The organism is Alkalilimnicola ehrlichii (genome assembly GCF_003399765.1).
In the GTDB taxonomy this organism is placed as follows: Bacteria; Pseudomonadota; Gammaproteobacteria; order Nitrococcales; family AK92; genus AK92.
Genome location: NZ_NFZV01000026.1, coordinates 1 through 25,689 on the forward strand (window position 1 = coordinate 1; position 25,689 = coordinate 25,689).

Consider the following 25,689-nt stretch of genomic DNA (forward strand, 5'->3'; position numbering starts at 1 on the left):
GTACCGGGAGTACATCCACCACTCCCATCAATACCACCGACCGGAGCTGGTCACCGGCAACGGCTGGCGAGAGGATCTGGCCAACGTGGTCAATAGCAACGCGCCGAACGCAGGGGGGCGCGAGATTTTCCCCAACGCCCCGGACCGAGGCAACGCGGCGGACGATTTCTGGTGGCGGCCGAGCGCCTATACGGGCTGGAGACGAGCACGATGAAGAAATGGGCAGGTATCCTACTGGTCGCCCTGAGTGGCTTGCTGCTGGGCGCCTATCTCCAGCATCGACCGGGCTATGGCGATGACTTTAGCGTGAGCATCTCCACCCGCGCGGGAACGACATCCTGGTCGAGAAGCTGCTGTTTGACGATACGTGGTGGGCGATGGGGGGCGGATCGATTGCTGCTGGAAAGCAGTTCTTGGGGGGCATATCATCATTGACCGCCCGGCTCCGAAGACCCTCTATGTGCGTTGGCGGCAGATTGAAGAAGAGATCCTCTACGAAGCTAACCTAAGCTTAGCAGAGGACCTGGCCAAGCAAATGCGTACCCTTCCTAAGTTCACCTGGATATCAAGCGGCGAACAAGGGCGTAGTGCCTTTCTGATCGTCGGCATGGAGGCGGATGGCGGGGTGACGGTGTGGCTGACGAACGCGCTGTCGGACAATAACCTCGAAGGCCGCGTGTTCAAGGTGGTGGCGACCGGTCAAGCCGAAGGTCGCCACGAGCCGACGCCGGAGGATTTGGTTCGTTGACGCAGTGCGCAGTGGGGCAACCGCTGGCAAGACGAAGGAACCAACGTGTTTAACAGCAACGCACCCCGCCCGAGGGCCGAGAGATTTACCCGAACGAAGCGGATCGCGGCCACGCGGCGGCCGAGCGCCTACGTCGGCTGGAGGCGGGCACGATGAAGAAACGGCTAGGTTTCGTTGTCGTGCTGCTGAGCCTGTTTTTGGTCGGCAGCTATGTGTACCAGCAGCAAGCCGGTTATGCCGGTAGCTTTAATGTGAGTATCTCCACTCCGCGCGGGAACGACATCCTGGTCGATCCTCTCTTGGGAAGACATGGATCGAAGGGTCTTGCTCTTGCCCGTTGGCGCTGCCGAGCATCGCAGGGAACCCCGCGTTAGCGGGGCAGCGCCTCCGGGTCGCCTTTCTTTTGGTTCCTTTTCTTTGGCGACGCAAAGACTCATTCGCCGGGAGCGGATGAGGTGCGCTAAGCGAGCCGAAGGCCGAAGACCAGGGAGGGTCTGAGCCAAAAGGGACTCGCCCAGGAGGGCGAAACAGGCCGTTATGCATCGCTACAGGCAATAGCGACTAAGCGCAGGCCCTATACACCGCAGCGCGGGGGCGGAACCCCGCCTTCTAAATCAATCGCGCGCAGCGCACCGCCCTAAACCACCGACATCAAAAAATAACCCTAACAAAACAACCACACCTTAGCCTTTACTCCCCCTCAAGCAGCTCTAAAACCGCCTGGTGACGCTCCCGGCGGGCGAAGCTTGCTGCCGTCCAGCCGTTGGCTGCCCGCAGGTTGGGGTTGGCGCCGTGGCGAAGCAGGGCTTCGACCAGTGCAATTTTGTTGTTCTCCGCGGCATACATCAGCGGTGTTTTAGCGAAAGAATCCGGCTCGTCAAGATAGGTGCCCGCGTCGATAAGGCTTTGCGCGAGTGTGGTTTCTTGCTCGGGAGAGAGGCGCCTGACGATGCGGTTAGATGCAATGATATGTAGAGGAGTAGTACCCATGTTGTTGGCTAAGTTAGGATCTGCGCCGGCTTCGAGCAAAGGCTCGACAATGGGGAGTGCGCCGTATTGGATGGCGGTAAATAAAGATGTCTCACCGTGATCGTTCGCAAGATTCGGGCGTGCGCCTGCAGCGAGTAAGTGTTTTGCCATCAGCAGACGCGTATCGTCATCGTGGACAACGCTGATGGAAACGTTGTGTAACGGCCGGATGCCGTTAGGTCCGGCGCCAGAGGGGTTCGCGCCTTCGTTTAGCAGTTGTTTCACCAGTGCGAGATCCGCTTGGTTCACCGCAGCGAGTAACGGGGCTGTGGGTACGGCGCCGTCGGCGAGTTTGCGATCGGCTCCGCCACGGGTTAGGGCGCGCTCGGTTCGCGATAAGTCGCGGTCGATGGCAAGCGCGAGCGGGGTGCGCTGGGCGATATCGTTAAGATTGGGAAGGGCGCCGGCGTCTAGGAGGATGTTTACCAGCGCGGCGACATCTGCATCGCGATAGGTCGGGTGCTTGACGGCGTAATGTAACGTCGCCTGACCGACCGCATTTCGTTGGTTGGGGTCGGCTCCGGCTTCCAGTAAAAGCCGAACCATTTCCGGGTCGGGCTTCGATGCCGCGAGCATTAGCGCAGTGCGACCTTGGCTGTTAGCGCGGTTGGGGTCGGCGCCTGCTGTAAGCAGGTGTGCCGCCATGTCATGAAGCCCTGTGTCAACCGCCTGCGTCAGCGGTGTCGGGCCTAGTTCGCCTGCTAGGTCGATATCAGCTCCGGCTGCCAGCAGCAGCTTGACCGCATCCGTGAGTTCGTAAGAAATGGCCGCATGTAGCGGCGAGCGGTTGATGTCATTGAGGGTGTTCAGCGGCGCACCCGCTGCAATGAGCCGCTCCAACATCTCCAATGCCTTCGCCTCGCTCCGCCAAGCGCCGTAACTTAACGCGTGCCTTATAACGGTATCGCCCTGGTTGTCGCTGCGGCTTAGGTCGACATCCGCCGCTATTAACTGCTCCAGCATACGGATATTGCCGTTAGCGGCGGCACTCATTAGCGGGGTTTGCCCATCGTTGTCCGCTTGGTTGAGATCGGCACCGGCGTCGCGCAGCAACGAAAAAAGGCCGTTGCGGTCGCTTACGCTGAAATGGACCGCCGTCTCCCCTTGGTTGTTGGGAGCGTTAAGGGGCGCGCCGGCGGCAAGCAACCGCTGGATAATCCGAGTCTGCTCGTCGTCACTGCCGTCGGCGATGTCGCTGAGCGCGTGGTGCAGCGCGCTCCAGCCGTACCGATCTTGGTTGTCGGTATTGGCGCCTACGGAGAGTAGCCGCTCAACCATACGCTCGTTGGCGTTCAGAACAGCACGGATGAGCGGCGTATGCCCTTTGCTGTCGGCAAGATTGGGGTCGGCGCCTGCGGCAAGCAGCCTGTCGATCATCTCCCGGTTGTCCGTGTTCAGCGCTCGCAGAAGCGGTGTGCTGCCCGAACGAGAGGCGAGATTCACGTCCGCACCGGCCGCTATTAGTGCGTTGAACACAGCAGCATGTTGCCAATCGATGCTGTATATCAGCGGTGTGGGGCCAATATCATTGCGGGCGTTAATATCGGTGCCGGCGTTGACCAAGCGTTGGACGATCTCGGTCCGTGCTGCATCGCTGCCTCGGCTATTTTTGAACGCTGCGAAATGTAGTGCCGTAGAACCTTGGTCGCTCGTCATCGTGGGGTCGGCAGCGGCGGCGAGCAGCGTTTCGACCAGATCGCTATAGCCCTCGTAGGCAGCCAGCATGAGCGGGGTCTCTCCGGCCGCTTCGGTTCCGTTAGGATCGGCTCCGCCGGCTAGAAGGCGCTCGACGAGGCCGATAGTCCCTGTACGCACTGCCCTTGTGAGCGGGGTGCGTCCGTCGATAGTTCTGCTCTCTAACGAAGCGCCGGCCGAAATTAGCCACTCGATCATCGCTTCGTCTTGCTGCGCGAGACTTAGATGGAGTGCGGTTTCGTCCCTATCCGTTACTTGGTCGATGGCGGCGCCGCTTTCGATCAGGCGTTCGGCAACCTGTATTCGCGCGGCATCGTCGCTATAGGCGCTTTGGTTGATTATTACCCTATGCAGCGCGGCGAAGCTGTCGATATCGGTAAGCAGCGGATCGGCGCCGGCGGCGAGCAGCCGGTCGACGAAGTCGACATTGCCTTGGCGTACGGCAAAGAGTAATGGGGTCATCCCCTGCCTACTCGGTTGGTTGATCGCGGCGCCACCGGCGAGGAGCGCGTCGAATAGTGCGGGACGGCGATTGGCGATGCTGAGCATTAAGGGCGTTGCATTGTCGCGATCGGCGGCAGCGGTCGGGGCGCCGGCTGCGAGTAAGCGCTCGATGAGTTGCATTTGGATCGCGTCGTTGTCGCAACGGCAGGCGATGGCGTGATGTAGTGCCGTTCGCCTGTTCGTATCGGCAAGTGCCGGGTCGGCTCCGGCTTTGAGTAAGAAGTCGACCAATGCGCTATCGCCGGCGTGAACGGCCAGCATTAACGGTGTTAGGCCTTGTGTATCGCTCTTATCGAGTAGCGCTCCCGCCTTGATAAGCGCGATGGCGTGATCCGTGAAAGCAAATTCTGCCGCCCAACTCAAAAGTGTTTGTCCGCTTCGCGGGGTGGCGTCGAGGTAGAAGTCTTGCGCTTGGAGGAGGGGTGTAAGGTCGTCGGCCGACAGGCCGGCGATGATGGAATGCGAAAGTTCGTTGGCACGGTCGAGGCTTTCCTTGAGATAAGGCGCTTGCCACTTACGGGCCGCCGGCGTTTGATGCTGGCGCGCAAGGGCGACGGGGGATTCGCCATAGGCATTGAGAAGGTAAGGCGATGCGCCTTCTTGAATCAAGTAATCGGCCAGCGTCCATTGAGCCTTCGATACGGCAAAGTGCAGCGCGGTATTTCCGCTGTCGTCGATCGGCTGATCCGGCGCCATGCCCTGCTCGTAATGCTTAGAAAGCGCGCGCCGATCATCTGCTTTGACGGCGTTAATGTAAGCATCGAGGCCGGTTTCGGTGGAGCACCCGGCAAAGAGCACGAATGCCAACAGAACGGACAGGGTTGGGCGGCGGTGCATGTCGATGCTGTCCTTATCACTATCGTCTTGGATGAAAAAGAAGGTTTTTATAGCAGGCTGATCATTGTCTGTGCTGTGCGGCGCGCTGCCTATGTTAAGGGCGACACAGGAATGGGCGCCCCGCGGGCGTATCCTGCTAGCTGTCGAGAATCGTCCCGTCGACATAAACCCACGCGCCCTGCTCGTATGCGAAACGGCTCTTCTCGTGCAATTGGCCGCCGTTATAGTGCGCGATGAACTCTACCCAGGCCTTGCGGCGGTTTCCCCCATGATCGAGGATTTCCAGCTTGCTCCATCTCGGCCCGTCAGCCAAGTCTAATGATCGCGGGCACGTACGCGGATGCCAAGTGCGCTTTAAGTAAGCGGAGTTTTGCAGCACATAAGCGGTATAGCGGGAGCGCATGAGGCTAACGGCGTCGGGGGCCGGTTCGCCTGCATGGTAGCGATGGCAGCAGCTCGCGAGCAGGTGACCAGTGCCGCAAGGGCAGGGAGTAAGCGTGTTCATGGCGCAAGAGTGTAGCGAGCCTTCCCGCCGGTTGCCATGGCTAGTTGTTCGCAGGCAGGCGGAGTGCTTTGGTGGATTCGGCGGTTTATGACGGTTGTTATTTTCTCTTCTTAGTGTTTCCTTTATTAATGATGGTGTAGGCTGCCTGATTCGGTAGCGACGAGGCCATACGTTAGGGGGCTGGTGATGGCGCGTATTCCGGTGTTGACAACTGATTTTGTGGAAGGTGAGCCGCTACCTTGGGCGGTCTACGACGAAAATGGCCGAATGCTCTTGCAACGCGGTGCGAAGATCAGCGCCCTGCAGTTCGAGATTTTGCACAAGCGCGGTCTCTATCGCGATCCGGATGCAGACAAGCGCGGCGGTTATCGGGGGAGAAAGGTTGCCGATACAATGCCGCCGTTCGAGCGCCTCGATGCTCTGATTAAGCGGGTTTCCTTGGTTTTCGATGCGGTACATGCTGCCACGCCCGGAGTCGATCTCGGCGAGCGCGTCCTGCGCTTGGTCGATGAACTGCAAGAGCTGTATGACGATCACTCCGATGCGATGCTGGGAGCGGTTCATTTAGCTCATAAGCATGACTACACGGTTGGGCATCCTACTCATTGCGCCATTCTTTGCGAGATGATGGCGCGTAGCCTCGAGTATGACATCAAGCGCAGGCAGAGCCTGCTGGCTGCGGCGTTTACGCAAAATGTTGCCATGCTCAACTTGCAGGAAACGCTACAAAAGCAATCGAAACCTTTGAGTCAACAGCAGCGAGAGGTGCTGACGTTACATCCTGAGCGGGCTGTTGCGTTGTTACGCAAAGGCGGAGTGAAGGATGAGGTGTGGTTGACGACCGTAGCGCAACACCACGAGCGTATCTCAGGCGACGGGTACCCGGCCGGTTTGCGGGGCGAAGGCGCTATTAGCGAGACGGCGCGTATCTTGGCGATGGCGGATCGGTACGCTGCTTTGGTCTCTTCCCGAGCCTATCGCAGGGCGTTACCTGCTCGGGAGAGTTTGAAACAATTGTACCTTGGGCAAGAGTCCGATTGGGGTGTAAAGCTAACGCAACGTTTTATTCACGAAATGGGCGTTTACCCGCCTGGTTCCTTTGTGGTGTTGGTCAACGGCGAGATAGGCGTTGTAACGCATCGCGGCAACGAGGCGTTACGCCCCGTCGTGTCGAGCTTTTTGGCGCCTACCGGGGCGCCTTTCCCCAGGCCTTTTCGGCGCGACACGCTGATGGGAGAGTTCCGTATTCGCAGCGGTTATGTGCCGAAAGCCTCGGAAACTGTCAACCCGAATCTCTTATGGGCGGCGTAGAAAATGACCGCGCTGTATCGCTGAGTGCTTGTTTATTTGAGAGAATACTGAATAATTCCTCAGTCTTGGAGGGGGCGACCTAACAGGGAAGTGCCGCGCGTCGATAGCGCTTGGTTGACGGAGCGTCCTGCGGGGGCGGGGTCCGCGGGGGAGCGAGCTAAAAGGGCTAAGACGGACTTTTCGGCATCCGCTAAGGCTTTCTTGATATGGGTTGGGTTATCAAGGTTTGGGGGATCTGTGGGTAAAGGCTCGTTGAGTAAGAGCCAGAATTTGGGGAAGTTGGGCACGTTTTTCCGAGCTATCCATCAGCAGCCGTTAGGTACGTTTGAACATGCGTATGCGACCGCGTTCTTTTACGGCAGCATTGTCGCGGTAGTCGTACACGGCGGTTTTATTCCTCTCTTTCTGTGGTTGAACGTTCCTGGGCTTGCGCTATTCAATGTCTTTAGCGTCGGTATCTGGTTGCTGGTTATTCGATGGCATTTACGAGGTTGCTTCTCGGCCGGCATGACGCTGGCGGCCATCGAGGTGATGGCCCATGCAATTGCCGCGGTTTATTTTCTAGGCTTATTCAGCGGCTTCCACTATTTCGCCTTAGCTTTGCCTTTTGTGATTTTCATCGTGCCGGGTTGGGGAATGCGGAGGAAATTCGCCGTTCTGGTTCTGGCCGGTGTCGCTTATACCGCTTTGGTTATCTTGGGCTATAACCGGCAAGCGGTTGATATTCCTTACCAAGATTGGATTCACTTCATTAATGCCATAGCGATCTTTGCTATTGTTGGTGTTATTGCTTTCTTGCATACCTCGGTTGTTAACCGCCGCGAGCAAGAGTTGCGGGATAAAAGCGAAGCCGCCCGTTTGAACGAAGCCCGCTTGCGGTTGGCGCTCAAGGGCGGTGGTTTGGTCGGCTTCGACTGGGAGCTGTTGACGCGCCGCATTCGTTTGACCGATACCCATCTCTTTCCCGGCGGCTTGTTTAGCGACACGACGGATATTCCCATTAGGCGTTTATTACGGGTCATCGATCCCAAGGAATATGCTGCGGCATTGGATTTTGTCGATCGTGTCCAAGCGGGGCAGGTAGAGAGCTTTAATCGCGAATTTCATATCTATCCCGAAGACGGCGAATGCATTTGGATGGAAATGCAAGGCGCCGTTGCCGAACGCGATCGCCACGGCGATCCGTTGCGTATTTGCGGCACCTTCCGGGATGTGACGGAGCAGCGACTAAACGACGCTCGCCTAAAGCGCTTAACCGACGAGCTGAAATACCAGGCATTACATGACAGCTTGACCGGGGTGTTGAATCGAGGCGCTATTTTGAAGGCGCTTGATAAGGAGCTTGCCCGTTGCGAGCGGGAAAACGAGCAACTGAGCGTTGTGTTGCTGGATATCGATAACTTTAAGTCGATCAACGACAGTCATGGCCACTTGGTTGGCGACGAGATCTTGATCGGTGTCGTCGAGCGCTTGCTCTCGGTGCTGCGGCCGTACGACCATTTCGGCCGCTATGGCGGCGAGGAGTTCTTGATCATTGCGCCAAGTCGCGAAGCCATTCGAGAGTTGCCGGAGCGTCTCCGGCACGTTGTTGCCAGCCGCCCGTTCGAAACGTCGATAGGAGCGTTGGCGGTTACGTTGAGCGCAGGGGTTGCGTTCAGCAGCGCTCATCCAACGCGCGATGCACTGATCGCGGCGGCGGACAATGCGCTATACGAGGCAAAATGCGGGGGCCGTAATCAGGTGGTTGTTGTCTAGCGGTCGGGTGTCGGTGGCCTCGAAGCGTTAATGCCGTGCCGCCAAGCGGCGAGCCAAATCGCTGTAAGCTTTTACCTGAGCGAGTCCGGGTTCGTGCTTGGCGATGAGCGTAAGCGCCTGCGCGTGTGTCTGTGCCGCGACATGAAATACGTTTTCGATTTGTAGTCGGCGTTTGCTCGGCACAGTGGCGGTAACGTCCGCATTGAGTCGCTGCTGCAAGTGGGCAGCGTCAAAGTGTTCTACCCAGCGTTCGACGCAGCGCAGTAATGTGATCTCCGTATTGGTTGCGCTTAGAGACCGGGCAAGCCGCTCGCAGGCGGACAGTAACAGCGGCCGAGCAAGCTTTGCCTGCCCGTCGTCCAAAAGTCGCTCGGCTAAGACGAGAGAGTAATCGGCTTGTTGAGGCGCTTGTAGCTGCTCGACCAGCTCAAGGGCCTTGGCGGCATGTCCCGACGCAATCCACTCCGTTACCAGGGGCTCGAGCTCAAGGGTCGGGTGTAACGGTGGGATTTCGTCTTTAATCGTGGCGAGCGTGTCGATGAGCCACGTCGCGCCAAAGCGCTCGTCGTCGACGGCGAACCAATTGGCAATTGCGATATAGTGCGCTGCGCTGGGCGAGTAAACGCGGTTCTCTGCAAGCAGCGTTGTGGCGCGGTCGGCTAGGCGATACAGCAGCTCGTCGCGTACGTCCGCAGGCGCGAGCGCAGTAAAAACTTCGGCGGCTTGTTGTAATGCGCTCCAGCTTGTGAAGCTTTGCGCGACGGTCGTCGCGTTCTCGAAATCGAGTACCATGTCGGCCGCGAGCAGGCTTTGTTCCGTATCGCTGTGTGGTATTTGCGATAGGTATTTTTGCGTCGCTATATCGTGGAAGTGTTTGTCCCGCCGCCAGGTGGCAACTACCAGTGTCGCAAGCGCGCTTTGTTCGATGGCCGGCGTTTGGTCTATGGTATCGACAATTTCCAAGGCCTCGGCGAAGAGCCCAAGACGTCCTAGCTCGAGAATGATCGAAGTCCAGGCGACTTCTTCGTCTTGCGGCGATAACTCCCCGCGAATAATCTCCAGCGCCTGCTCGCCGTGTCCGTGGCGAAGCAATAGCACCGCCATGAACGGATAGGCGTAACGTTTGTATTGCGGTCGTAGGATATCGATGGCCTCTTCTGCGATATCGACGCGATCAGCCTTAACGGCCGCTTGAATGATGGGGTAGGCTTCCCAGCTGCGGTGATGGGTAACGCCGATGCTGCGCAGTAAATGAAGTGCGGTTTCCCAGCGTTGTCGGTGGGAGAAATCGCGCATCCATTCGCGTGCCAAGTCGTTGCGCTCCTCACGCTGAAAGCGCTTGTTCATGAGCGAGGAGGCTTGTTCGTGATGGCCCGCCTGATAGAGCCTGTAGGCATGTCTGGCATAAGCAAGCAGTAGGTAATCGGGTTTGCCGGATGCGGTGTGTATGTTTTTGATGGCGGTTTCGGCTGCTGCAAAATCGCCGGCCGCGAAATGCCTTTCGGCAAGCGCGTTAAACACTTGAAAGCGTCGCTCCATGCCGGTGAGGGTCTTGCCAAGGGCTTCGGCTAACTCTAGACGGTTTAGCGCTAGCGCTGTCTTGGCAAGCTCGTAGGCATGTAGCGTCCAACCGGGGGTGTCGTGATAAGCGGACGCGACTCGTAAGGCGTTGTGAAACGCACATTCCGCCATTGCGTTGTCGTCGCAGGGAATGACGTCCGACGCATAGTCAGGTGCCTGCCACTGGGATTTAACGGTTACGCGACGTGTAAGGTTCTCGATCTCCTCTGGGTTAAAGCCGTCGAGGCGGACATCGAACAGCAACGCCGGATTGCTCTGGCCGACAATCCATAAGCGGAACTGGCCCGGTGCGTGTTCGGATACGGTGCTGGCGTGGCTGCTCTTTGGTATGAGCGGCAAGTGTTCCGGAGACGGTGTGTCGCGGCAGCCGGTGGCGGCTGTACCGAAGCGGTAACACCGGTGAATCTCGATCGTTTGTGCGCCGGTGAGTGTGCCAACCAAGCGTGTATCGTCGCCAGTAACGCGCGCGATGTGTTGAGGGATAGGAAACCGGATTTCGTGAAACGACAGGTAAATCCCGTGGTCGTTGTCTGCCGCTTGAGTCAACGAGGGAGCGAGGAAAAGACAGGCGAACAGCGCAAGCCATGATCTGACGACATGATGCCCAAGGATGAATTGGCGAGCATACATCACGCGTTCGGCGGGAAACGACATCGGGCTAATTTTCCCTCATAGTCAACGGCAGGCCGATCAGTTCGGGAAAACCGATCTGACCGATGCGCTGGCGCGCTTTCTCGCCTCCGTTTCTGCGGAAGCAGCTCGAAGGGCTTCCGCCAAATGCCATTCGATGACGAATCGTCCAATGGCTGACCGAGACATATAAGCGATCGTCGTGCCTATAGTGCGCCTCCAAAAAGCTGAGCTTCTCGATCGGCCGGTTATTGTTTGCGATGACTTTTGCGGGAATCCCGTGCCCGTGGACACGAATGGCGAATGGGGTATTAGGCCGCCGGATGAGCGCTTCGGCCGATTGGCTGGTGCTTCCGTCTATGTCTACCGCTTGCGTATATCTTACCGCAGGGATACTGCCTTCGATGGGGATTTCGAGAAAGCAGACAGCGCGGGTTTCGTCGATTCCGGCAATTGCCGGGACGCGATAGTCGGTCCTTTCCATGGTCGGAATCGTGCCGGTCGGGATGGAGAAGCGAAATCCGCCTTCCTTATTGCCGGCTAGAATCGATGCAGCTTCCTCGGAAATGTTTTCCGGCAAAATAAATTGGTACTGGAGATCGGTCAAGCTCGTATTTAGCGGGCTCGCTTGGGAAAAGCTTTGTATATGCTCCTCAATGCTGCTGCGTGTCTGCTCGGTGAGCTTGTTTCGGGTGCGAATCGTCCAGACGCCGCGGCCGTAATGGACTTGATAAACCTGGGAGTCGGGCGCGAGGTGTTCGATAAGTCGTTGTAAATTATCGCCGACGACATCGTCTCCGGGGGCTTCGATTTGTACACGGTCTCCGGGGATCAACTGGCTGAGTTGATCGCAGGCACTCACTGAAACAGCCAGCAAACAGGCGAGAAACAATCGCAGCATCGCAAAATATGCCTTCATGAGTGGCGAATATGGCGGGTTTTTTATTTGAAAGAACTCTAATTTTAGTTGGCCGTCCGGTCAAGAGAATGCCGGACAGCCTGCTTCGTAGAGACCGAAGGGAATTAGCCGGTGTTGCTTAAGGGTGTTTCCCGCCGGTTCGATTTGGCCGCTGTCGTATGAATGAAGACGACGGGTTTGACCGGAAGGTCGGCCAGGCGGCGATATAATCGAAACTGTAGCTGCTGAAACTCCCGGGCACGATGGGTCGGCAAGCTCAGCTCCACTATCAAATACGGTCCGACTTTCGTCGTCCGGGCGCAACGCAGATCAATCCCGATGGCGGTGAGAGCCGCTGCCACGCTGTCCCGCAAATGCTGCGGTGGCGCGGCGAGTGCTAATTCGCGAATCGCGTTGAGCGTCATCTTTACGGGTACAGTAATGAAGTAGCCCGAGATTAGAATAACCATGACCGGGTCCGTATACACGGCCCATTGCGACCATGCAGTTTGTTCCAAGCACCATGCCAGGCCGAATCCTGTTAAAACGGCTGCGCTTAAGACCGTGTCCATGAGCCATTGACGATTCTCTGCTGCAATTAAGCCGGAGCCGTTACGCGTGTGGACCCATTGCAAATACAGCCAAGTCACTAGACAGCCTAAAACGCTGACTGCCGCGAACAACATGGCCATATCGGCAGCGACAGCGCGGCCGCCGGTGAGTAGCGCATGGACGGCGGAGCCGAACGAGAGGATGCAGACCAGGGCGATGGTCAGCCCTTTAACAGCGATAACCAACGGCTCGACAGCACCGTGGCCAAACGGAAAACGAGCGTTCGCCGGCCGCCGCACAACGCGTGCGGCATAGACCGATAGCAGCGACAGCACAAGGCTCACCAGGGAGTAAGCGCCGTCAAAGAGAATCATCAGCGAGTCGATCCAGAGCCCCCAGCCGATGCCGGCCAAAGCGAATAAGCCCGCGATCGCCGCGGATAAGGTTAATGCCGTTTTCTCCTGTTCCCAAACAATACTCATCTTTACCTCCTCAGAGGAAACCCGAGCCGTTTGCCTACTCCGCAAGGTGTGTTTCCTTGCTGGAAAGCGCTTTCGTTCTACGGGTTCGGCGTTTCCTACTTGGTGAGCATTGTAAGGCGGCGTATTCTTGACCGTGAGTCGGTGAGCGACGGAAAAACCGTCGCTTAGCAAGGTGGAGAGTGGCGATGAGGACATCTCAGATCGAAATTTTTTTGGCCATTGTGCGGCACGGTACGGTGGCAGCCGCAGCGCGGGAGCTTGGCCGTAGTCGGACGACGGTTAGTACGGCATTGGCGGCATTAGAGGACGAGTTAGGGGTCGAGCTGTTCGAACGTAGCGGTAATCAGTTGCACTTAACGCCTATTGGCGGTGCCATCGTCACCGATTGTCGTCGGCTTGAGCAGGTCGCAGCGCAGATCCGTTCCCGTTGCGTGCATCATTTGAGCGGCGCGGAGTCGGTGCTGCGCATCGCGCGCGACGACTCGCTGCCGGAACCGGTTTGGCGCGCAATTTTACGGCGCTTGAAGGCGCGTTTTCCTGTTACCAGCGTGTCGGTGTATCTAGCGCCTCCCCGCGAGTTGGCGCCCCTGGTCGAGCGGCAGGCGGTGGATGTTGCCTATGGCCTAATTCCCGAGTTGCTGAGCGAAGGCTATCAGTGGTTCCGCGAACTGGCCGATGTCGGCATGGTTACCGTTGCCGCACCCGGTCACCCCTTGAGTAGCTTGCCGAGAGTGGAGCAGGACGATCTGGTCAACCATACGGAAATCACCTTGGCCTATCTGGATAACGACTTGTTGGTGGCGGAGTCGCCGGAGACCGCCAACTTCCTCGCGTTTACGCAATACGAGCTGATTCGCGATGCCGTTATCGACGGTGCAGGATGGGCGGACTTGCCCCTGCCGCTGGTGGCGGATGCGTTGCGGGACGGAACGCTACAGGCGATCCGTCATCGCAGCGCGCACTGGTGGAAAACGTTCAGCGCTTTAGAGTCGGAACAGGCACAAGGCGGTGCGGTGGTTACCTGGCTGGCGAATGAGTTGGAAGAATACTTGCGGCAGTATTAAGAAAACGCTGAACAATACCTTAACCTCTGCGGGCGCTTGTTTTGGATCAAGGCAAGTAGTGCGATTTTGCGAGATAGTCGGGGTGCCGACTACAGCGGTAGTCCATGCCAGGATCTTTGTTCCGGAGGGGGTAGCATGTCTCGCAAGACGGCACATTTGCCGCTGGTGTACAGCTGTTCGGGGTGTTCCAGCGCGGCTCAGCTGACGAACCGCTTAGCCCTGCAACTGGATCGCGCGGGAGAGGCCGAAATGTCGTGTATCGCCGGCGTCGGCGGCGGCGTTCCCAAGTTGGTTCGGTTGGCAAGGTCGGGGCGCCCGATTCTGGCCTTAGACGGTTGCGCCTTGGCGTGTGTGCGGCATTGTCTGACCGGGCAGGGTGTTGAGCCCGCGCATTATGTGCAGTTGCATACCTTAGGCGTGAAAAAGCGCTATGGCGAGGACCCTGCGGCGGACGACATGGCGCGGGTGTATGCACATGTCGTTGCGTTGGCGAGGCAATTGCAGACACACGCCGAGCAAGCTTCCAGGCCGTTTACGGCCTCTGGGCGTGCAGCTGCTGCTCCCGATCGATAATCGCCGGCTCAGGAGGAAAGCTTCGCATTCTGTAGGTCAGCAGCAGGCCAATAGCAAGCCCGACACAAGTGAAAGCGATGGCCGAGCGGAAATCGCCGGTAAGCTCGATTAGCCAACCGGATATCGCCGGCCCGATAAGCTGGCCGCCGGCGAAGAAGAGCGTCGCGTAGCTGAACGCAATGGTGATATAGCGGGAGCCGACCTGTTCTGTGCTCGCAGCCTGAACCATGGTGAATACGCCGTTGAGCGAGCAGCCGACTAAAAAAAGTGCAGAAAGAAACTGGCACCGCTTTGATCGAACAGTACCAGGAGCATAGCGAGCATAACGATACCGGTGGCGGCGGTGAGAGCGTTACCGCGTCCGACGCGGTCCGATATATTGCCCCAGACAGGGCCGCTCGCAACCGATAGCAGGCCCGCCATGGCAAGTAGGCTGCCGGCCACCGCTTCGCTAAAGCCCGATTCCACGACATAGCTGATCATGAAAATGGTTTGCACCATATAGGTCAAACCGATGATGCCGTAAACCATCGATACGGTAATAACCCGAGGGTTGCGGTAAACCAGCCATTTATCGGCGGAGGGCGGTGGCGTTTGAGTGCCGTCTGCGTCGGTTGGCGGGTCTTTGAGAATAGCCAGCGCCGCGATGCCGACCGCAGCGCTGCTGGCGGCGAATACGCCCCAGGTCACTCGCCAGCCGATGTCGCCGAATTGGGCATACAGCCAGGGTAAGAGGACACCGACGAGTAATAGCCCTGCACCGATGCCTGCGCTCATGCAGCCTATGACAAAGCCCCGTCGTTCCGGATACCAGGTAGCCAATAGCGAGACCATAGGCGCAAAGCTAAAGGCCGTTCCGATACCCAGCAGTGTCATGAGCAGGACGGCCGCCGGATAGCTCTGGGCAAATGCCAAGCCGGTAAAGCCGGCCGTCACGATCGCGATTCCGAAGGCGATAGCGCGACTTGCGCCCCAGCGGCTGGCCGCCAAGCCGCCGATCAGAACAAAGCTGACGTAGCCCAGCGCGGTGACGGTCCCGAGCACCCCGGCTTGCTGATAGCTTAGATCGAGACCGGCCCGCATGGGCGGCAGGATCATGCCGTAGGCCAAGCGGGCAAAGACGATAACAATCAGACCGACAAACATGCCGGCTGTAACCATAAGCACGGTATTAGGACGGTCAACGGGCTGGTTCATCGGTCGTGTTCGTTATTTCTTTCGGGGGAACCTGACGACTGTATCAGAAAACGAAACCTTGCGTTCTTTTTCGCAGGGCGATGAGAAACCTGCTGCGCGGGGAGCTGGGAGCCCTCAGTGTATGCTCAAGAAGTGCTCGGCAGGTTGTGCGCGGCCGAACAAATACCCCTGGGCGTGGCGGCAGTGGTGTTGGTGGAGGAATTGGCGTGTGGTTTCCGTTTCGACCCCCTCGGCTAAGGTATCGAGTTTAAGCGAGTGAGCAAGTTGAATAACCGCGCGAACTAAGGCCTCGTCGTTGGCGTGCTTGCCTAAGCCGCGGATTAGGGACTGGTCGATTTTTAGTTTGTTCAAAGGCAGCCGTTTCAAATAACTCAAGTTGGAATAACCGCTGCCGAAGTCGTCCACGGCGATGCGAACGCCCATTTCGCGTAAAGTCTGGAGGCGACGGATGGCCTCTTCCGTATCGTCCATTAACACCGACTCGGTCAATTCCAATACTAAGGCTTCGACGGGAAGGTGCGTGCGGGACAGCGCTTGAGAGACTCGGCTGGCAATATCGACGTGCTCGAACTCGACCGCGGAGACGTTAACCGCCACTTCCAGCGGCACCCCGTGTTGGCGCCATCTCATCGCATCCTCGCAGGCACGATTCAGGACCCACTCCCCTAGCGGGATGATAATGCCGCTCTCCTCCGCGACCGGAATAAACTCGCTGGGCGAGATGGCTCCGGTTTCCGGATGTTGCCAGCGAGCCAATGCCTCGACGCCGATCATCGCTCCGGTGCGAAGGTCGACTTGGGGTTGATAGTTCAGCGTCAGCTGATTTTGTTCCAGGGCGATGCGTAGTTGTTGTTCGAGCTCTAAACGGCGTATGCCGCGGCGGCCGAGCTCCGGCGTATAGTGGTGGACGCTACCTCCTCCTTGTTTTTTGGCCTCGTGCATCGCGACGTCGGCAGCGGCGATCAGGTCTTCCGCCGTGTGTCCGTCGCCGGGCGAAAAGCTAATGCCGATACTGGCCGTCACCCGTAACGCAGACGGACTCAATGGCGTTGCCGGCAGACCGTCCAGGATTTGTTGCGCAATCTGCGTTGCAGCCTCGCGGTTATGGACGTCCGGAAGAATGGCTAAAAACTCGTCGCTGCTATAGCGAGCCAGTATGTCGTCTTGGCGAAGTTTGCGGCGAATTTCATGCGCAGCTCCGACCAACACCTCGTCGCCCGTCGTGTGGCCCAAGTTGTCGTTAATGACCTTGAAACGGTCGAGATCGATCAAGAGTACGGCTGTGTAATGGTGAGATGCGGACGTGCGCTTGTCGATGATCTTTTGCAACTGGTCGTGGACGGACTTGCGATTAGGCAGGTGAGTGAGCGGATCGTAGCGGGACAGGAAGGTCAGCTCGGCCTCGGTTTGCCGAATGGCGGTAATGTCGCGGATCAGTACGCAACCGTCCGCCTGCGTCGGCGGTTGGTCATGCTGTAGGCCGAAGTGTAAGAGGAACGTGCGATTGCTCGGCGGCGGCAAGTAGGTTTCGATCGATAAGTGGCCTTGGGTCGACGTTACCCGCGCGAGCGCCTCGCGCAGCAGGGGCGCATTGGTGCGGTGGAAAAGTTCGGTAAGGTGGCGATTTGTTATCTTGGTCAGCGTGCTTGAGAGGATCTCGGCATTGCCCCAGGCTTCGATAACCTGGCCAGCCTGATCGATGTGTAGGACGAGTTCGTCGCTCTGACTTAATAACAGGGCTAAACGCTGTTCGCTGCGACGCAGCTCTTCTTCGGCCGTGCGGCTGCTACGTCGGATCGCTGCGTCGCGCACCTCCCGCCGTACCGCTTCTGCCAGACGCGAGAGGTTGCCTTTCATTATGTAATCTTGTGCGCCTGCTTTCATGGCCGCGACGGCTTGTTCTTCGCCGATAGTGCCCGAACAGATGATAAAAGGGATGTCGAGTCCGCGGGACTTTACTTCCGTAAGCACTCTTCTGCTGTCGCAGTCGGCTAGGTGGTGGTCGACAATAATGACGTCCCAGTCCGCTTCGTCGAGGGCTTTTTGCAGGCCGGCGAGCGTCGCTTCCCGCCGATAGTCATATGTTAGCTCTCCGCGATCTAACGCTCGGCGGACTAAGCGCGCGTCGATGGCCGAGTCTTCCATATGAAGAAGCCGGATAGGGGGGTGGATTTTGCGTGCTCATCTCCGCTCCTAGCCGTAGGCGGCGTTTGTGCCGGTCGCTAAGGTGAAGTAAAGAGTCGCTCCTTGCCCAGGAGCGCCTTCGGCCCAGATGCGGCCGCCATGACGCCGAACAATACGTTGAGCGATCGCTAAGCCAAGGCCGGTGCCGGCAAAGTCGTGTGCTGCGAGCCCCCGCTGAAAGGGCTTGAATAGCGTTTGCGCTTGGTTGGCATCGAAACCGATGCCGTTATCGCGAACATAGTACACCGTGTCGCCCGCAATGCGGTCGGTGCCGACTTCGATGCGGGGAGTAGCTTGGTGGCGGGTAAACTTCCATGCGTTGTCGATTAAATTGAGTAGCATGATGCGCATCAGTTTAATATCGGCCGTGACGATCACCCGGTCGGGGATTTGCCATTCGACTTCTCGCTCGGGCTCCTGCCGTTGTAGCGCTTGTAGTTCTTCTTCCACAAGCGGTTTTAAGTCGAAGGTCTCCGGTTGGAGAGGGGTGTTGGAGAGTCGGCTCAGCGTCAGCAGGCCTTCGATGAGGTCGCGCATCTTTTCTTGTAGGCGCTCGATGTCGTTTAAAACGTCAAGCCCGGCCTGGTCGGTGGCGGATACGTGATCTTCTCTAAGAATCTCGATCAGTTGCCTGAGCTGGCGGATCGGCGCCCGTAAATCGTGCGAGACCGAATAGGAGAACGTATCGAACTCGCTAAATCGCGGCGGATTTTGACGCGTGCTGTTCAGGGTGTGTTGGACGGTCAGCCGTTTTACTGCCGGCGTTAAACGCCAGAGTTCGTCCGATCGTAATGTGTCGACGGAGACGTCGCTTAATTCGGGCGGGACGGGTCGCTCGATCGCGGTATCCAGTAGGACGAGCAGCGGCGGGCGTTGCTCGTCGGAGTAAGAAAGCGAAGAGATGCGGTCTAAGTCTTTGAACGGTACCAGGAGGATATTTTTCTTGCTAATCCGATCGAGCCGAGTCGGTGGAGCGTCCGTCAGTTCATGCTGCCTTAAGGCAAGCCTACAGTCCGTTGCAGCCCAGGCTTTTTGTATCCGTTGTTGCCACCTAGCCATATCTGTTGCGGTAGAGCAGGCCAGTAAGGCATGAATCTCGTTCATGAGGGCCTTCCTTCGGCGCCGACCAGAGTCGCTTGCACTCGTTGACTGCTGGAATCGACACGTCGACCTGGATCGTTTTAATGGATGACGGAATTCCGCTTTTCACCTTGCCAAGGCTTCGCTTGGGAGCCGGAGAGTCGCCCGTGACAGACTCCCTCTACCTACATAGCGGGAATGCCCTTGCTGGAGTAATTCCGTGTTTTAGTAACTACTATTTCAAGTTACTTACGAATAGCATAACCTCGTTCGATTGCCTCCACAGGTATTCCGGATCGTTCGATGAGTACTCCTAGAGTTAAGCCGACGCAGTTACGCCCACCCGTCCTATCTACAGATTTGGTGGTCAGGCAGGGCTTGCTTCAACGTTTACGTAAGGCGGGCGAGCTGTACCGCTTGACCTTGCTGAACGCTCCTTTGGGTTATGGCAAGAGCACCTTGTTGGCGCAATATGCCGCAGAGCTGCAAACGCCGTTCCTTTGGTATCGGGTAGAGGCGGGCGATAACAGCGCGAGTCGGCTATTGGCGGGGTTGCAGGCGGCGCTCTCGGTGCCGGAGCAGGACGACGAGGAAGCGCTTTGGTGTGCCATCTTGCAGCGTCTTGACGGCGGCGAGCGTTTTACCGTATTGCTCGACGATCTGCATTGCCTACAGTCGACCCAGGCGCGGCGTTATCTCGAAGAGCTCGTCCGATATCCGGCTGCCTCTTTACGCATTATCGCCGCGAGCGAGGGGCGGCCGACGATCGCTTTCAATCACCTGCGCCGGGACCAGCAGCTCGCCGTGTTCGAGACCCGAGATTTAGCGGTCGATAGCGACGAAATCCGTCAACTAGCCAAAAAACGCGGCGTCCAGCTAGAGGCCGATGCCGTTTATCAACTGCGGGCACATAGCGAGGGCTGGATAAGCGGGGTGCTTTTTTGGCTTGCGGCTTGTAAAGATCAATCGGCGCGGGCCAAGCCGTCGTTCGATACCTTGGAGCCGGTTTTGCCGCAGGCCGACAGCTATATCGAACAGTTCTTTGAAGAAGATCTCTTCCGACGGCTGCCGCCAGGCCTAGTTACGTTCATGGAGCGCACCTCGGTAGTGCAGGCGTTTGGCGTCGAATTGGCCGCCCGGTTGAGCGGGCACGGCGATGCATGGTCAATGATTCGCCGCATGGAGCGTAACGGGCTTTTCGTTCAAGCCTGCCAACCGGCACCGTTGGAGTATCGTTACCACCCTGCACTACGGCGAGCCTTATACCAACGCGTCCAGCGTCGGGATGTGGCCGAGTTGCGGCGCTTACATCGGCTAGCGGCGGATTGCCTCTTGCAGCAGCACTGTTATGCCGACGCGATCTACCAGCTGATGCGCGCGCGCGAGTATTCGGCAGTGCTTGCCACCGCCGAGCGGCATATCTTCGACCTCCTGCGGGAGGGTGCGATCAACACCATCATCGAATTATTGGAGAGCATGCCCGATGCGAACCGGGAAGATCATTACATGCTTGCCATTATGGACGCGTCGACCGTTCACGTAAGTAATGATGTCGAAAGGGCTCGCGGGAGTATCCAGCGCTTACGTCGCTTGCTTAAGCAAAATGCCGTTAATCGGCCGGCCAGAGTACATCAGACGGTCGCGTTTCTGCGCAGCCGGTTGGCCTTCCTGGGCGGCAATCTACAGCACGGCCTGAGCATTGCCGATCAGGCGCTGAAAGCTTATCCCGAGCCCAATGCCGCGCGGGAAGTGTTGTTGTTTAATCGCGGCAGTTGCCTGTTCGGCTTGGGGCGGTTAAGAGAAAGTCGGCAAGACGTGGAGCAGGCGTTACAAGGCTTCGAGCAGTTAGGCTACAGCGGTTATACCAAAAGCTTGAACTTATTGATCGGCAAGATCGAGTTGTTGCAAGGGCAGACCGATCGAGCCGAGCAGCGCTTTCAGCGCCTGGCCCAGGCATCGCAGCCGGCGGGGCCGAGAAACTTCTACGATTTATTTCAGTATCTTGGCCAGGGGGTGGTGTGCTTACAGCGGAATCGGCTGATGGCGGCCGCCGACGTGTTGTCGGAAGCCGAATCGGTCGCCTTGGCTTTCCCGCATTGTGCAGGTCTTGGCTGGGTGCTGCATTACCGCGCCGCGCTATCGGAAGCCCAGGGGCAGCGGCGTAAAGCTGCCGAGACGTGGGCAGAGGTACGGCGGGTTGCTCGTCATTATCAACTATTTACTTTGTATCGTCTTGCCGGTGCTCATCGGGTGCGTTTGGCTGTGCGCGAACGCGATCAGGATTTTGTCCTCGACTGGCTGAAAGAGTGGCACTGGTGCTGGCGGCAGTATGGGGAAGCGTTGCAGCCGGAGGAGTTGTTGGCCTACGCCTGGGTGCAGCGCTCATTAGGCAAGTCGGCATTTGCTCACGAGCTTATAGAGCGTCTGCGCGAGCAGGCTAAGGTGGAAGATAATCGTCGTTTGGAGTTGGATACGCTGATCTTGGAGGCGTCTTTGCTGCGCGACGCCGGCGATCAGGACGAAGCGCTGATGTGCCTGGACAATGCGCTGCAAATGGCTTGTCGTTTCGGGTTTGGCCAGTTGCTGCACCAGGAGGGGCAGGATCTGGTGGATCTATTCCGTATGTTGCTTAACCGGCAAACGCGACGTCAGCTCGGTTTTGGCGAGTTGCCGCCGCGCGAGCAGTTAGGGGTTTTGCTTGGCGAGCTTGGCGCAGGGGCAGAGCGCAGCGGTCAGGGATTATTGGAGCCGCTGACCCGGCGGGAGCATGACGTTTTAAGGCGAATGGGGCGAGGCCAGTCTAATCAGCAGATCGCCGAAGTGCTTTTCATTAGCGTGAGCACGGTGAAAACGCACATTAATCACCTATTCCGCAAACTGGATGTCAGTGACCGCGAAGGCGCGCTGCGGGCCGCTCGCAGCTTAGGGTTGATCGACGAGTAGACCCACTCTCCACCTATCTCCACCCAAATTTCCAACCGCCGGTTCGAGGCGATCCGTCAAAGCGGGTGCTACAACCAATAGGAAAGGTAGTTCGCCGATGTATCTTGACTGCGGTCGGGTGGATTGGCGGGCCTGGCCCACTTAGCGGAGGTCTTGATGACGGACAGCCTGCTTAATGATCGGGATCTTAAATTCCAGCTTTACGAAGTGCTCGATATCGAAGCGCTGCTGGAGCGGCCGCGATATGCCGAGCACGATCGTGCCGTGTTCGATTCCGTGCTCGATACCGCCCACGATCTTGCCAAGCATTATTTCGCACCCCACAATCAAAAAGGCGACGCCGAAGAGCCGGTGTTCGAAGATGGCCGTGTCCGCCTGATTCCCGAGACCAAAACGGCGTGGGATGCGTTCGCCGATGCCGGCTTTTTGGCGGCTCATCACGATGCCGAAGACGGCGGGATGCAGTTACCCGAGGTCGTTTTGCGGGCCTGTATGGCGTACTTCAATGCCGCTAACGTATCCACCACCGCTTATCCTTTCCTAACCATCGGCGCGGCGAATCTGGTTAAGAGCTTTGCCGCGCCTGAGTTGCGCGAGCGGTTCTTGCCGCCGATGATGGACGGCCGCTTCAGCGGCACCATGGCGCTGACGGAGCCGGGGCAGGGGTCGGCGCTGGGCGATATTCGTACCACTGCTAAACCTGCCGAGGACGGTAGCTACCGCCTGTTCGGGCAGAAGATGTTCATCTCGGGCGGCGATCACGAGCTGACCGAGAACATCGTGCACATGGTGCTGGCGCGTATCGAAGGTGCGCCGGCGGGCGCCAAAGGGATTTCCCTATTCTTGGTGCCGAAAGTTTTAGTGAATTCCGATGGCGAGTTGGGCGCGCGAAACGACGTCGCGCTGGCCGGCTTGCTGCATAAGATGGGATATAGGAATACCACGTCCACGGTGCTGAGTTTCGGCGAGGGCGACGGGGCGGTCGGCTACTTAGTCGGCAAGCCCCACCACGGTTTGGCCTATATGTTCCAGATGATGAACGAGGCTCGGATCGGCGTCGGCCTGGGGGCGGCGACCTTGGCTTACCAAAGCTATGTCCATGCGCTGAGCTACGCGCGCGAGCGTCCGCAGGGGCGTTTGCCAAGCAGCAAAGACCCGCTATCCAAACAGGTGCGCATTATCCAACATGCCGACGTGCGACGCTTATTGCTGATGCAGAAAGCGTACGCCGAAGGTAGCTTATCGTTGTGTCTCTACGCCACCAGCCTGGCCGAGGATGCGCGTACGGCACCGGATCCGGAGCAGGCCCGGCAAGCCGGAGAACTGCTCGATTTGCTCACGCCGATGGTGAAGTCGTACCCGTCCCGCTACGGCGTTATAGCGTCCGACTTGGCGATTCAGGTACTTGGCGGTGCGGGCTATACGCGCGAATACCTGCTGGAGCAGTTCTACCGGGATAACCGCCTGAATCCGATCCATGAAGGGACGGAAGGCATACAGGCGATCGACTTGCTCGGCCGTAAACTCGGCCGCGCGGTGGCGAAGGCTACGCACTGTTCGTAAAAACCTTGCATGCGACATTGGATAAAGCAAAGGCGGATGCGACCTGTGCGCCGTTAGCGACCAAGCTCGCCGAGGCTGCCGAAATATTGCAAGCAGTGACCCGCGATTTACAGCAGCAGGTGGCGGCGGACCCGGATCGGGGCTTGGCGAATGCCAGCACGTACTTGGATGTTTTCGGTCGGGTTTTGGTCGGTTGGATCTGGTTAAGGCAGGCGCTTGTTGCAAGCCATGCGCTTGAGGCCGGTGCCAGTGGCGAGGATGCCGAGTTTTATCGCGGCAAGGTACATACCGCGGGTTATTTCATGGAGTGGGAGCTGGCGCCGGTGGAGGCCATGGCCCGACTGCTAAGTGCGGGCAACGGTGCCGCGTTCGAGATGGAGAATGCCTGGTTCTAGATACTGGTAGCGACAGCGCGCCTTATAACAATAAGAGTGAGGGGTGGAGTGATGAGCGCATTGGTTCAGTACCACGTTGAGGATGGCGTCGCCTTTATCGGTTTGGCGAATCCGCCCGTAAACGCCCTGAGTCAGCCGGTACGGGCTGCACTGGCGGCGGCGTGCGAAGTTGCCGAGCGCGATCCCGCCGTTAGGGTGCTGATTCTCTACGGCGAAGGGGGAAGCTTTAGCGCCGGTACCGATATCGAAGAATTCGGTACCCCCGCCGCCTTGTCGACGCCTGACTTTCCCACCTTATTGCGCCACCTTACTCAACTCGATAAACCGCTGATCGCCGCTCTTGAGGGCGTCGCCCTAGGCGGCGGTTTGGAGTTGGCCTTGGCCTGCGGTTACCGTATCGCCGAGCCAAGTGCCAAGCTCGGCTTGCCCGAGATCCAGTTGGGGCTGATCCCCGGGGGAGGCGGCACTCAGCGTTTGCCGCGTCTGATCGGCGTTGACGCAGCATTGAGTATGATCATCTCCGGCCAGCCGCTGCTTGCTGCACGAGCACGTGAGTTAGGGCTTATCGACAGGTTGGCCGATTCCGCCGATGCCTTGTTAGATAACGCGCGGGCATTTGCCGAGGAACTCGCAGCGCAAAAGGCGCCGCCGCAACCGCAACCGCCGCAACCTGAGCCGGGTGCCGGACTGGCGGACGACTTTTTCAACGCTACATCGAGCAGAACCAAAAGCGCTGGCGCGGACAAGTCGCACCGCGTTTGGCGGTGGAGGCGGTACAGACCGCTTGCGAGCTTCCCTTGGAGCAGGGTTTGGTCCGTGAGTCGGCGTTGTTCAGTAAGGCTATGGAATCCTCGCAGTCGACGGCCTTATGCCACGTGTTTTTCGCCGAGCGGCAAGCGGATAAGGTGCCTGCTGTAGAGCGCGACACCCCCCGGCGGCCGGTGGCTAAAGTGGCTGTGATTGGTGCGGGTACGATGGGCGGCGGCATTGCGATGAACTTTGCCAACGCCGGTATCCCGGTCGTGTTGTTAGAGGTTAAGCGGGAGGCGCTGGATCGTGGGCTGGCGCAAATCCGCAAGAACTACGAAATTAGCATTCAACGCGGCAAGCTAAGTCGCCGCGTTGCCGAACAGCGCTTGGCGCTGATCGACGGCACCCTGGATTACGCGGATCTGGCCGATGCCGACCTGGTCATCGAGGCCGTGTTCGAGAGCATGGACATCAAGCGACAGGTATTCGGCACCTTGGATAAGGTGTGCAAGCCGGGTGCAATTCTCGCGACCAACACCTCTACCCTTAATGTCGACGAGATCGCCGCCGTAACCCAGCGCCCGCAGGATGTCATCGGACTGCATTTCTTCAGCCCTGCTAACGTCATGCGCCTGCTAGAAGTAGTGCGGGGAGAGGCGACGGCTCCCGAGGTGCTGGCCACAGCGCTGGGTTTGGCGAAGAAAATCGGCAAAGTCGCCGTGGTATCGGGTGTCTGCTTCGGTTTTATCGGCAACCGTATGTTGGAGCCCTATGCGCGGGAAGCGCATCGTCTGGTGCTTGAGGGGGCAACGCCGGCGCAGGTCGACCGCGTGCTGACCGAGCTGGGGCTGGCCATGGGGGTGCTGTCCATGTACGACCTCGCCGGTATCGATGTCGGTTACCTGGTGCGCGAATCCCGCCGCGATGCCATCAGTCACGACCCCAGCTACTGCAAGCTTGCCGACGAACTCTACGGTATGGGGCGCTACGGCCAAAAAACGGGGCGCGGTTTCTATCTTTACGAAGGGCGCCAGCAGAAAGAAGACCCCGAAGTCATTGCAATTGCCGAGCGTCTGGCGGCGGAGCTGGATATTCCCCGCCGTGAGATCTCCGATCAGGAAATCCACGACCGCTGCCTATTCGTGCTGATCAACGAGGGCCTCTTGCTGCTTGAGGAAGGGATTGCGTTGCGCAGCGGCGATATCGATCTGGTTTGGATCAACGGTTACGGGTTTCCGGCCTGGTTGGGCGGGCCGATGCACTACGGCGAACAGTTGGGATTGGATCGGGTGCTGGCGAGTATTTGCCATTATCGCGAGCAACTCGGCGCGTACGGCGAGATGTGGTTCCAGCCGGCGCCTTTGTTGGAGCGTTTAGCGAGCGACGGGAGAACGCGTATCGAAGCTGTCTGAC

Annotated in this window: 22 protein-coding genes; 13 read left to right on the forward strand and 9 right to left on the reverse strand. The window is 58.4% G+C overall.

Going from position 1 to position 25,689, the window contains the following annotated elements; translation table 11 throughout:
• From CAI21_RS23360 to CAI21_RS18515, 4 genes are all read left to right on the forward strand, one after another.
• Window positions 1–214, forward strand: a 214-nt coding sequence (locus CAI21_RS23360; RefSeq protein WP_181919529.1) for a hypothetical protein, incomplete at its 5' end; no start/stop codon positions are given.
• Window positions 211–435, forward strand: a complete 225-nt coding sequence (locus CAI21_RS23365) for a hypothetical protein (RefSeq protein ID WP_181919530.1) — start codon at window positions 211–213, stop codon at window positions 433–435. The genes CAI21_RS23360 and CAI21_RS23365, both read left to right, overlap by 4 nt.
• 25 nt (window positions 436–460) lie before the next feature.
• Window positions 461–748: a DUF2931 family protein gene (locus tag CAI21_RS18510; RefSeq protein ID WP_181919531.1), complete on the forward strand. Its 288-nt coding sequence runs from the start codon at window positions 461–463 to the stop codon at window positions 746–748.
• Between the two features lie 152 nt (window positions 749–900).
• The gene (locus tag CAI21_RS18515; protein WP_116303659.1) at window positions 901–1,122 is read left to right on the forward strand and encodes a hypothetical protein; all 222 of its coding nucleotides are present in this window, start codon (window positions 901–903) and stop codon (window positions 1,120–1,122) included.
• 316 nt (window positions 1,123–1,438) lie between these two features.
• Here the strand turns inward: CAI21_RS18515 and CAI21_RS18520 are convergent, their stop codons facing one another.
• Window positions 1,439–4,813, reverse strand: a complete 3,375-nt coding sequence (locus tag CAI21_RS18520; protein ID WP_116348369.1) for an ankyrin repeat domain-containing protein — start codon at window positions 4,811–4,813, stop codon at window positions 1,439–1,441.
• A gap of 136 nt (window positions 4,814–4,949) precedes the next feature.
• On the reverse strand, window positions 4,950–5,318 hold the full coding sequence (locus tag CAI21_RS18525) for a YchJ family protein (RefSeq protein ID WP_116303661.1): 369 nt from the start codon (window positions 5,316–5,318) through the stop codon (window positions 4,950–4,952).
• 186 nt (window positions 5,319–5,504) lie between these two features.
• On the opposite strand from CAI21_RS18525, the gene CAI21_RS18530 reads away from it, so the two are divergent.
• Both CAI21_RS18530 and CAI21_RS18535 read left to right on the forward strand, forming a co-directional pair.
• Complete coding sequence (locus CAI21_RS18530) at window positions 5,505–6,629, forward strand: HD-GYP domain-containing protein (RefSeq protein ID WP_116303662.1); 1,125 nt, start codon at window positions 5,505–5,507, stop codon at window positions 6,627–6,629.
• A 270-nt stretch (window positions 6,630–6,899) separates the two neighbouring features.
• Window positions 6,900–8,384 (forward strand): sensor domain-containing diguanylate cyclase, encoded by a 1,485-nt coding sequence (locus CAI21_RS18535; protein WP_116348371.1) that lies wholly within the window; start codon window positions 6,900–6,902, stop codon window positions 8,382–8,384.
• 27 nt (window positions 8,385–8,411) lie between these two features.
• On the opposite strand, the gene CAI21_RS18540 is transcribed toward CAI21_RS18535, so the two are convergent.
• From CAI21_RS18540 to CAI21_RS18550, 3 genes are all read right to left on the reverse strand, one after another.
• Window positions 8,412–10,619: an ATP-binding protein gene (locus tag CAI21_RS18540; RefSeq protein ID WP_116303664.1), complete on the reverse strand. Its 2,208-nt coding sequence runs from the start codon at window positions 10,617–10,619 to the stop codon at window positions 8,412–8,414.
• A gap of 4 nt (window positions 10,620–10,623) precedes the next feature.
• Window positions 10,624–11,496, reverse strand: a complete 873-nt coding sequence (locus tag CAI21_RS18545; RefSeq protein ID WP_116303665.1) for a hypothetical protein — start codon at window positions 11,494–11,496, stop codon at window positions 10,624–10,626.
• Between the two features lie 122 nt (window positions 11,497–11,618).
• Entirely contained in the window at window positions 11,619–12,527 is a 909-nt protein-coding gene (locus tag CAI21_RS18550) for a cation diffusion facilitator family transporter (RefSeq protein WP_116303666.1), read from the reverse strand.
• 185 nt (window positions 12,528–12,712) lie between these two features.
• Here CAI21_RS18550 and CAI21_RS18555 point away from each other — a divergent pair, with 185 nt between their 5' ends.
• Together CAI21_RS18555 and CAI21_RS18560 are read left to right on the forward strand one after the other, a co-directional pair.
• On the forward strand, window positions 12,713–13,591 hold the full coding sequence (locus CAI21_RS18555; RefSeq protein WP_116303667.1) for a LysR family transcriptional regulator: 879 nt from the start codon (window positions 12,713–12,715) through the stop codon (window positions 13,589–13,591).
• A gap of 135 nt (window positions 13,592–13,726) precedes the next feature.
• The gene (locus tag CAI21_RS18560) at window positions 13,727–14,164 is read left to right on the forward strand and encodes a putative zinc-binding protein (RefSeq protein ID WP_116303668.1); all 438 of its coding nucleotides are present in this window, start codon (window positions 13,727–13,729) and stop codon (window positions 14,162–14,164) included.
• Here CAI21_RS18560 and CAI21_RS18565 read toward each other — a convergent pair.
• The 4 genes from CAI21_RS18565 to CAI21_RS18580 form a co-directional block, all read right to left on the reverse strand.
• Window positions 14,124–14,393 carry a YbfB/YjiJ family MFS transporter gene (locus CAI21_RS18565; protein WP_116303669.1) on the reverse strand — a complete coding sequence of 90 codons (270 nt, stop codon included), beginning with the start codon at window positions 14,391–14,393 and terminating at the stop codon, window positions 14,124–14,126. The two genes, CAI21_RS18560 and CAI21_RS18565, sit on opposite strands and share 41 nt — an antisense overlap.
• A 29-nt stretch (window positions 14,394–14,422) precedes the next feature.
• A complete protein-coding gene (locus tag CAI21_RS18570) occupies window positions 14,423–15,361 on the reverse strand; it encodes an MFS transporter (protein WP_116303670.1) in 939 nt (312 codons plus the stop codon).
• A gap of 114 nt (window positions 15,362–15,475) precedes the next feature.
• Entirely contained in the window at window positions 15,476–17,506 is a 2,031-nt protein-coding gene (locus CAI21_RS18575; RefSeq protein ID WP_116303671.1) for a putative bifunctional diguanylate cyclase/phosphodiesterase, read from the reverse strand.
• A 48-nt stretch (window positions 17,507–17,554) separates the two neighbouring features.
• A complete protein-coding gene (locus CAI21_RS18580; protein ID WP_116303672.1) occupies window positions 17,555–18,649 on the reverse strand; it encodes a sensor histidine kinase in 1,095 nt (364 codons plus the stop codon).
• 279 nt (window positions 18,650–18,928) lie between these two features.
• On the opposite strand from CAI21_RS18580, the gene CAI21_RS18585 reads away from it, so the two are divergent.
• The 5 genes from CAI21_RS18585 to CAI21_RS25255 all read left to right on the forward strand — a co-directional run bounded on the left by CAI21_RS18585 (window position 18,929) and on the right by CAI21_RS25255 (window position 25,688).
• A complete protein-coding gene (locus tag CAI21_RS18585; protein WP_116303673.1) occupies window positions 18,929–21,568 on the forward strand; it encodes a winged helix-turn-helix domain-containing protein in 2,640 nt (879 codons plus the stop codon).
• A 156-nt stretch (window positions 21,569–21,724) separates the two neighbouring features.
• A complete protein-coding gene (locus tag CAI21_RS18590; protein ID WP_220348826.1) occupies window positions 21,725–23,131 on the forward strand; it encodes an acyl-CoA dehydrogenase family protein in 1,407 nt (468 codons plus the stop codon).
• A gap of 17 nt (window positions 23,132–23,148) precedes the next feature.
• Window positions 23,149–23,526, forward strand: a complete 378-nt coding sequence (locus tag CAI21_RS24220) for an acyl-CoA dehydrogenase C-terminal domain-containing protein (protein WP_220348828.1) — start codon at window positions 23,149–23,151, stop codon at window positions 23,524–23,526.
• Window positions 23,527–23,577: 51 nt separating this feature from the next.
• Window positions 23,578–24,444: an enoyl-CoA hydratase-related protein gene (locus tag CAI21_RS25250; RefSeq protein WP_258868997.1), complete on the forward strand. Its 867-nt coding sequence runs from the start codon at window positions 23,578–23,580 to the stop codon at window positions 24,442–24,444.
• Entirely contained in the window at window positions 24,369–25,688 is a 1,320-nt protein-coding gene (locus tag CAI21_RS25255) for a 3-hydroxyacyl-CoA dehydrogenase (protein WP_258869000.1), read from the forward strand. The genes CAI21_RS25250 and CAI21_RS25255 overlap by 76 nt, the downstream gene beginning before the upstream one ends.
• Window position 25,689: the final 1 nt, after the last annotated feature.

Excerpts from the sequence above, each read along its gene's own strand:
- CAI21_RS23365 (WP_181919530.1), top strand. The coding sequence starts at position 211 with ATGAAGAAATGGGCAGGTATCCTACTGGTCGCCCTGAGTGGCTTGCTG.
- CAI21_RS18580 (WP_116303672.1), bottom strand. The coding sequence starts at position 18,649 with ATGAACGAGATTCATGCCTTACTGGCCTGCTCTACCGCAACAGATATG.
- CAI21_RS18575 (WP_116303671.1), bottom strand. The coding sequence starts at position 17,506 with ATGGAAGACTCGGCCATCGACGCGCGCTTAGTCCGCCGAGCGTTAGAT.
- CAI21_RS18530 (WP_116303662.1), top strand. The coding sequence starts at position 5,505 with ATGGCGCGTATTCCGGTGTTGACAACTGATTTTGTGGAAGGTGAGCCG.
- CAI21_RS18515 (WP_116303659.1), top strand. The coding sequence starts at position 901 with ATGAAGAAACGGCTAGGTTTCGTTGTCGTGCTGCTGAGCCTGTTTTTG.
- CAI21_RS18590 (WP_220348826.1), top strand. The coding sequence starts at position 21,725 with ATGACGGACAGCCTGCTTAATGATCGGGATCTTAAATTCCAGCTTTAC.
- CAI21_RS18545 (WP_116303665.1), bottom strand. The coding sequence starts at position 11,496 with ATGCTGCGATTGTTTCTCGCCTGTTTGCTGGCTGTTTCAGTGAGTGCC.
- CAI21_RS18520 (WP_116348369.1), bottom strand. The coding sequence starts at position 4,813 with ATGCACCGCCGCCCAACCCTGTCCGTTCTGTTGGCATTCGTGCTCTTT.
- CAI21_RS18540 (WP_116303664.1), bottom strand. The coding sequence starts at position 10,619 with ATGTCGTTTCCCGCCGAACGCGTGATGTATGCTCGCCAATTCATCCTT.
- CAI21_RS25250 (WP_258868997.1), top strand. The coding sequence starts at position 23,578 with ATGAGCGCATTGGTTCAGTACCACGTTGAGGATGGCGTCGCCTTTATC.
- CAI21_RS18550 (WP_116303666.1), bottom strand. The coding sequence starts at position 12,527 with ATGAGTATTGTTTGGGAACAGGAGAAAACGGCATTAACCTTATCCGCG.
- CAI21_RS18560 (WP_116303668.1), top strand. The coding sequence starts at position 13,727 with ATGTCTCGCAAGACGGCACATTTGCCGCTGGTGTACAGCTGTTCGGGG.
- CAI21_RS18570 (WP_116303670.1), bottom strand. The coding sequence starts at position 15,361 with ATGAACCAGCCCGTTGACCGTCCTAATACCGTGCTTATGGTTACAGCC.
- CAI21_RS18585 (WP_116303673.1), top strand. The coding sequence starts at position 18,929 with ATGAGTACTCCTAGAGTTAAGCCGACGCAGTTACGCCCACCCGTCCTA.
- CAI21_RS18525 (WP_116303661.1), bottom strand. The coding sequence starts at position 5,318 with ATGAACACGCTTACTCCCTGCCCTTGCGGCACTGGTCACCTGCTCGCG.
- CAI21_RS18555 (WP_116303667.1), top strand. The coding sequence starts at position 12,713 with ATGAGGACATCTCAGATCGAAATTTTTTTGGCCATTGTGCGGCACGGT.
- CAI21_RS25255 (WP_258869000.1), top strand. The coding sequence starts at position 24,369 with ATGGAATCCTCGCAGTCGACGGCCTTATGCCACGTGTTTTTCGCCGAG.
- CAI21_RS18565 (WP_116303669.1), bottom strand. The coding sequence starts at position 14,393 with ATGGTTCAGGCTGCGAGCACAGAACAGGTCGGCTCCCGCTATATCACC.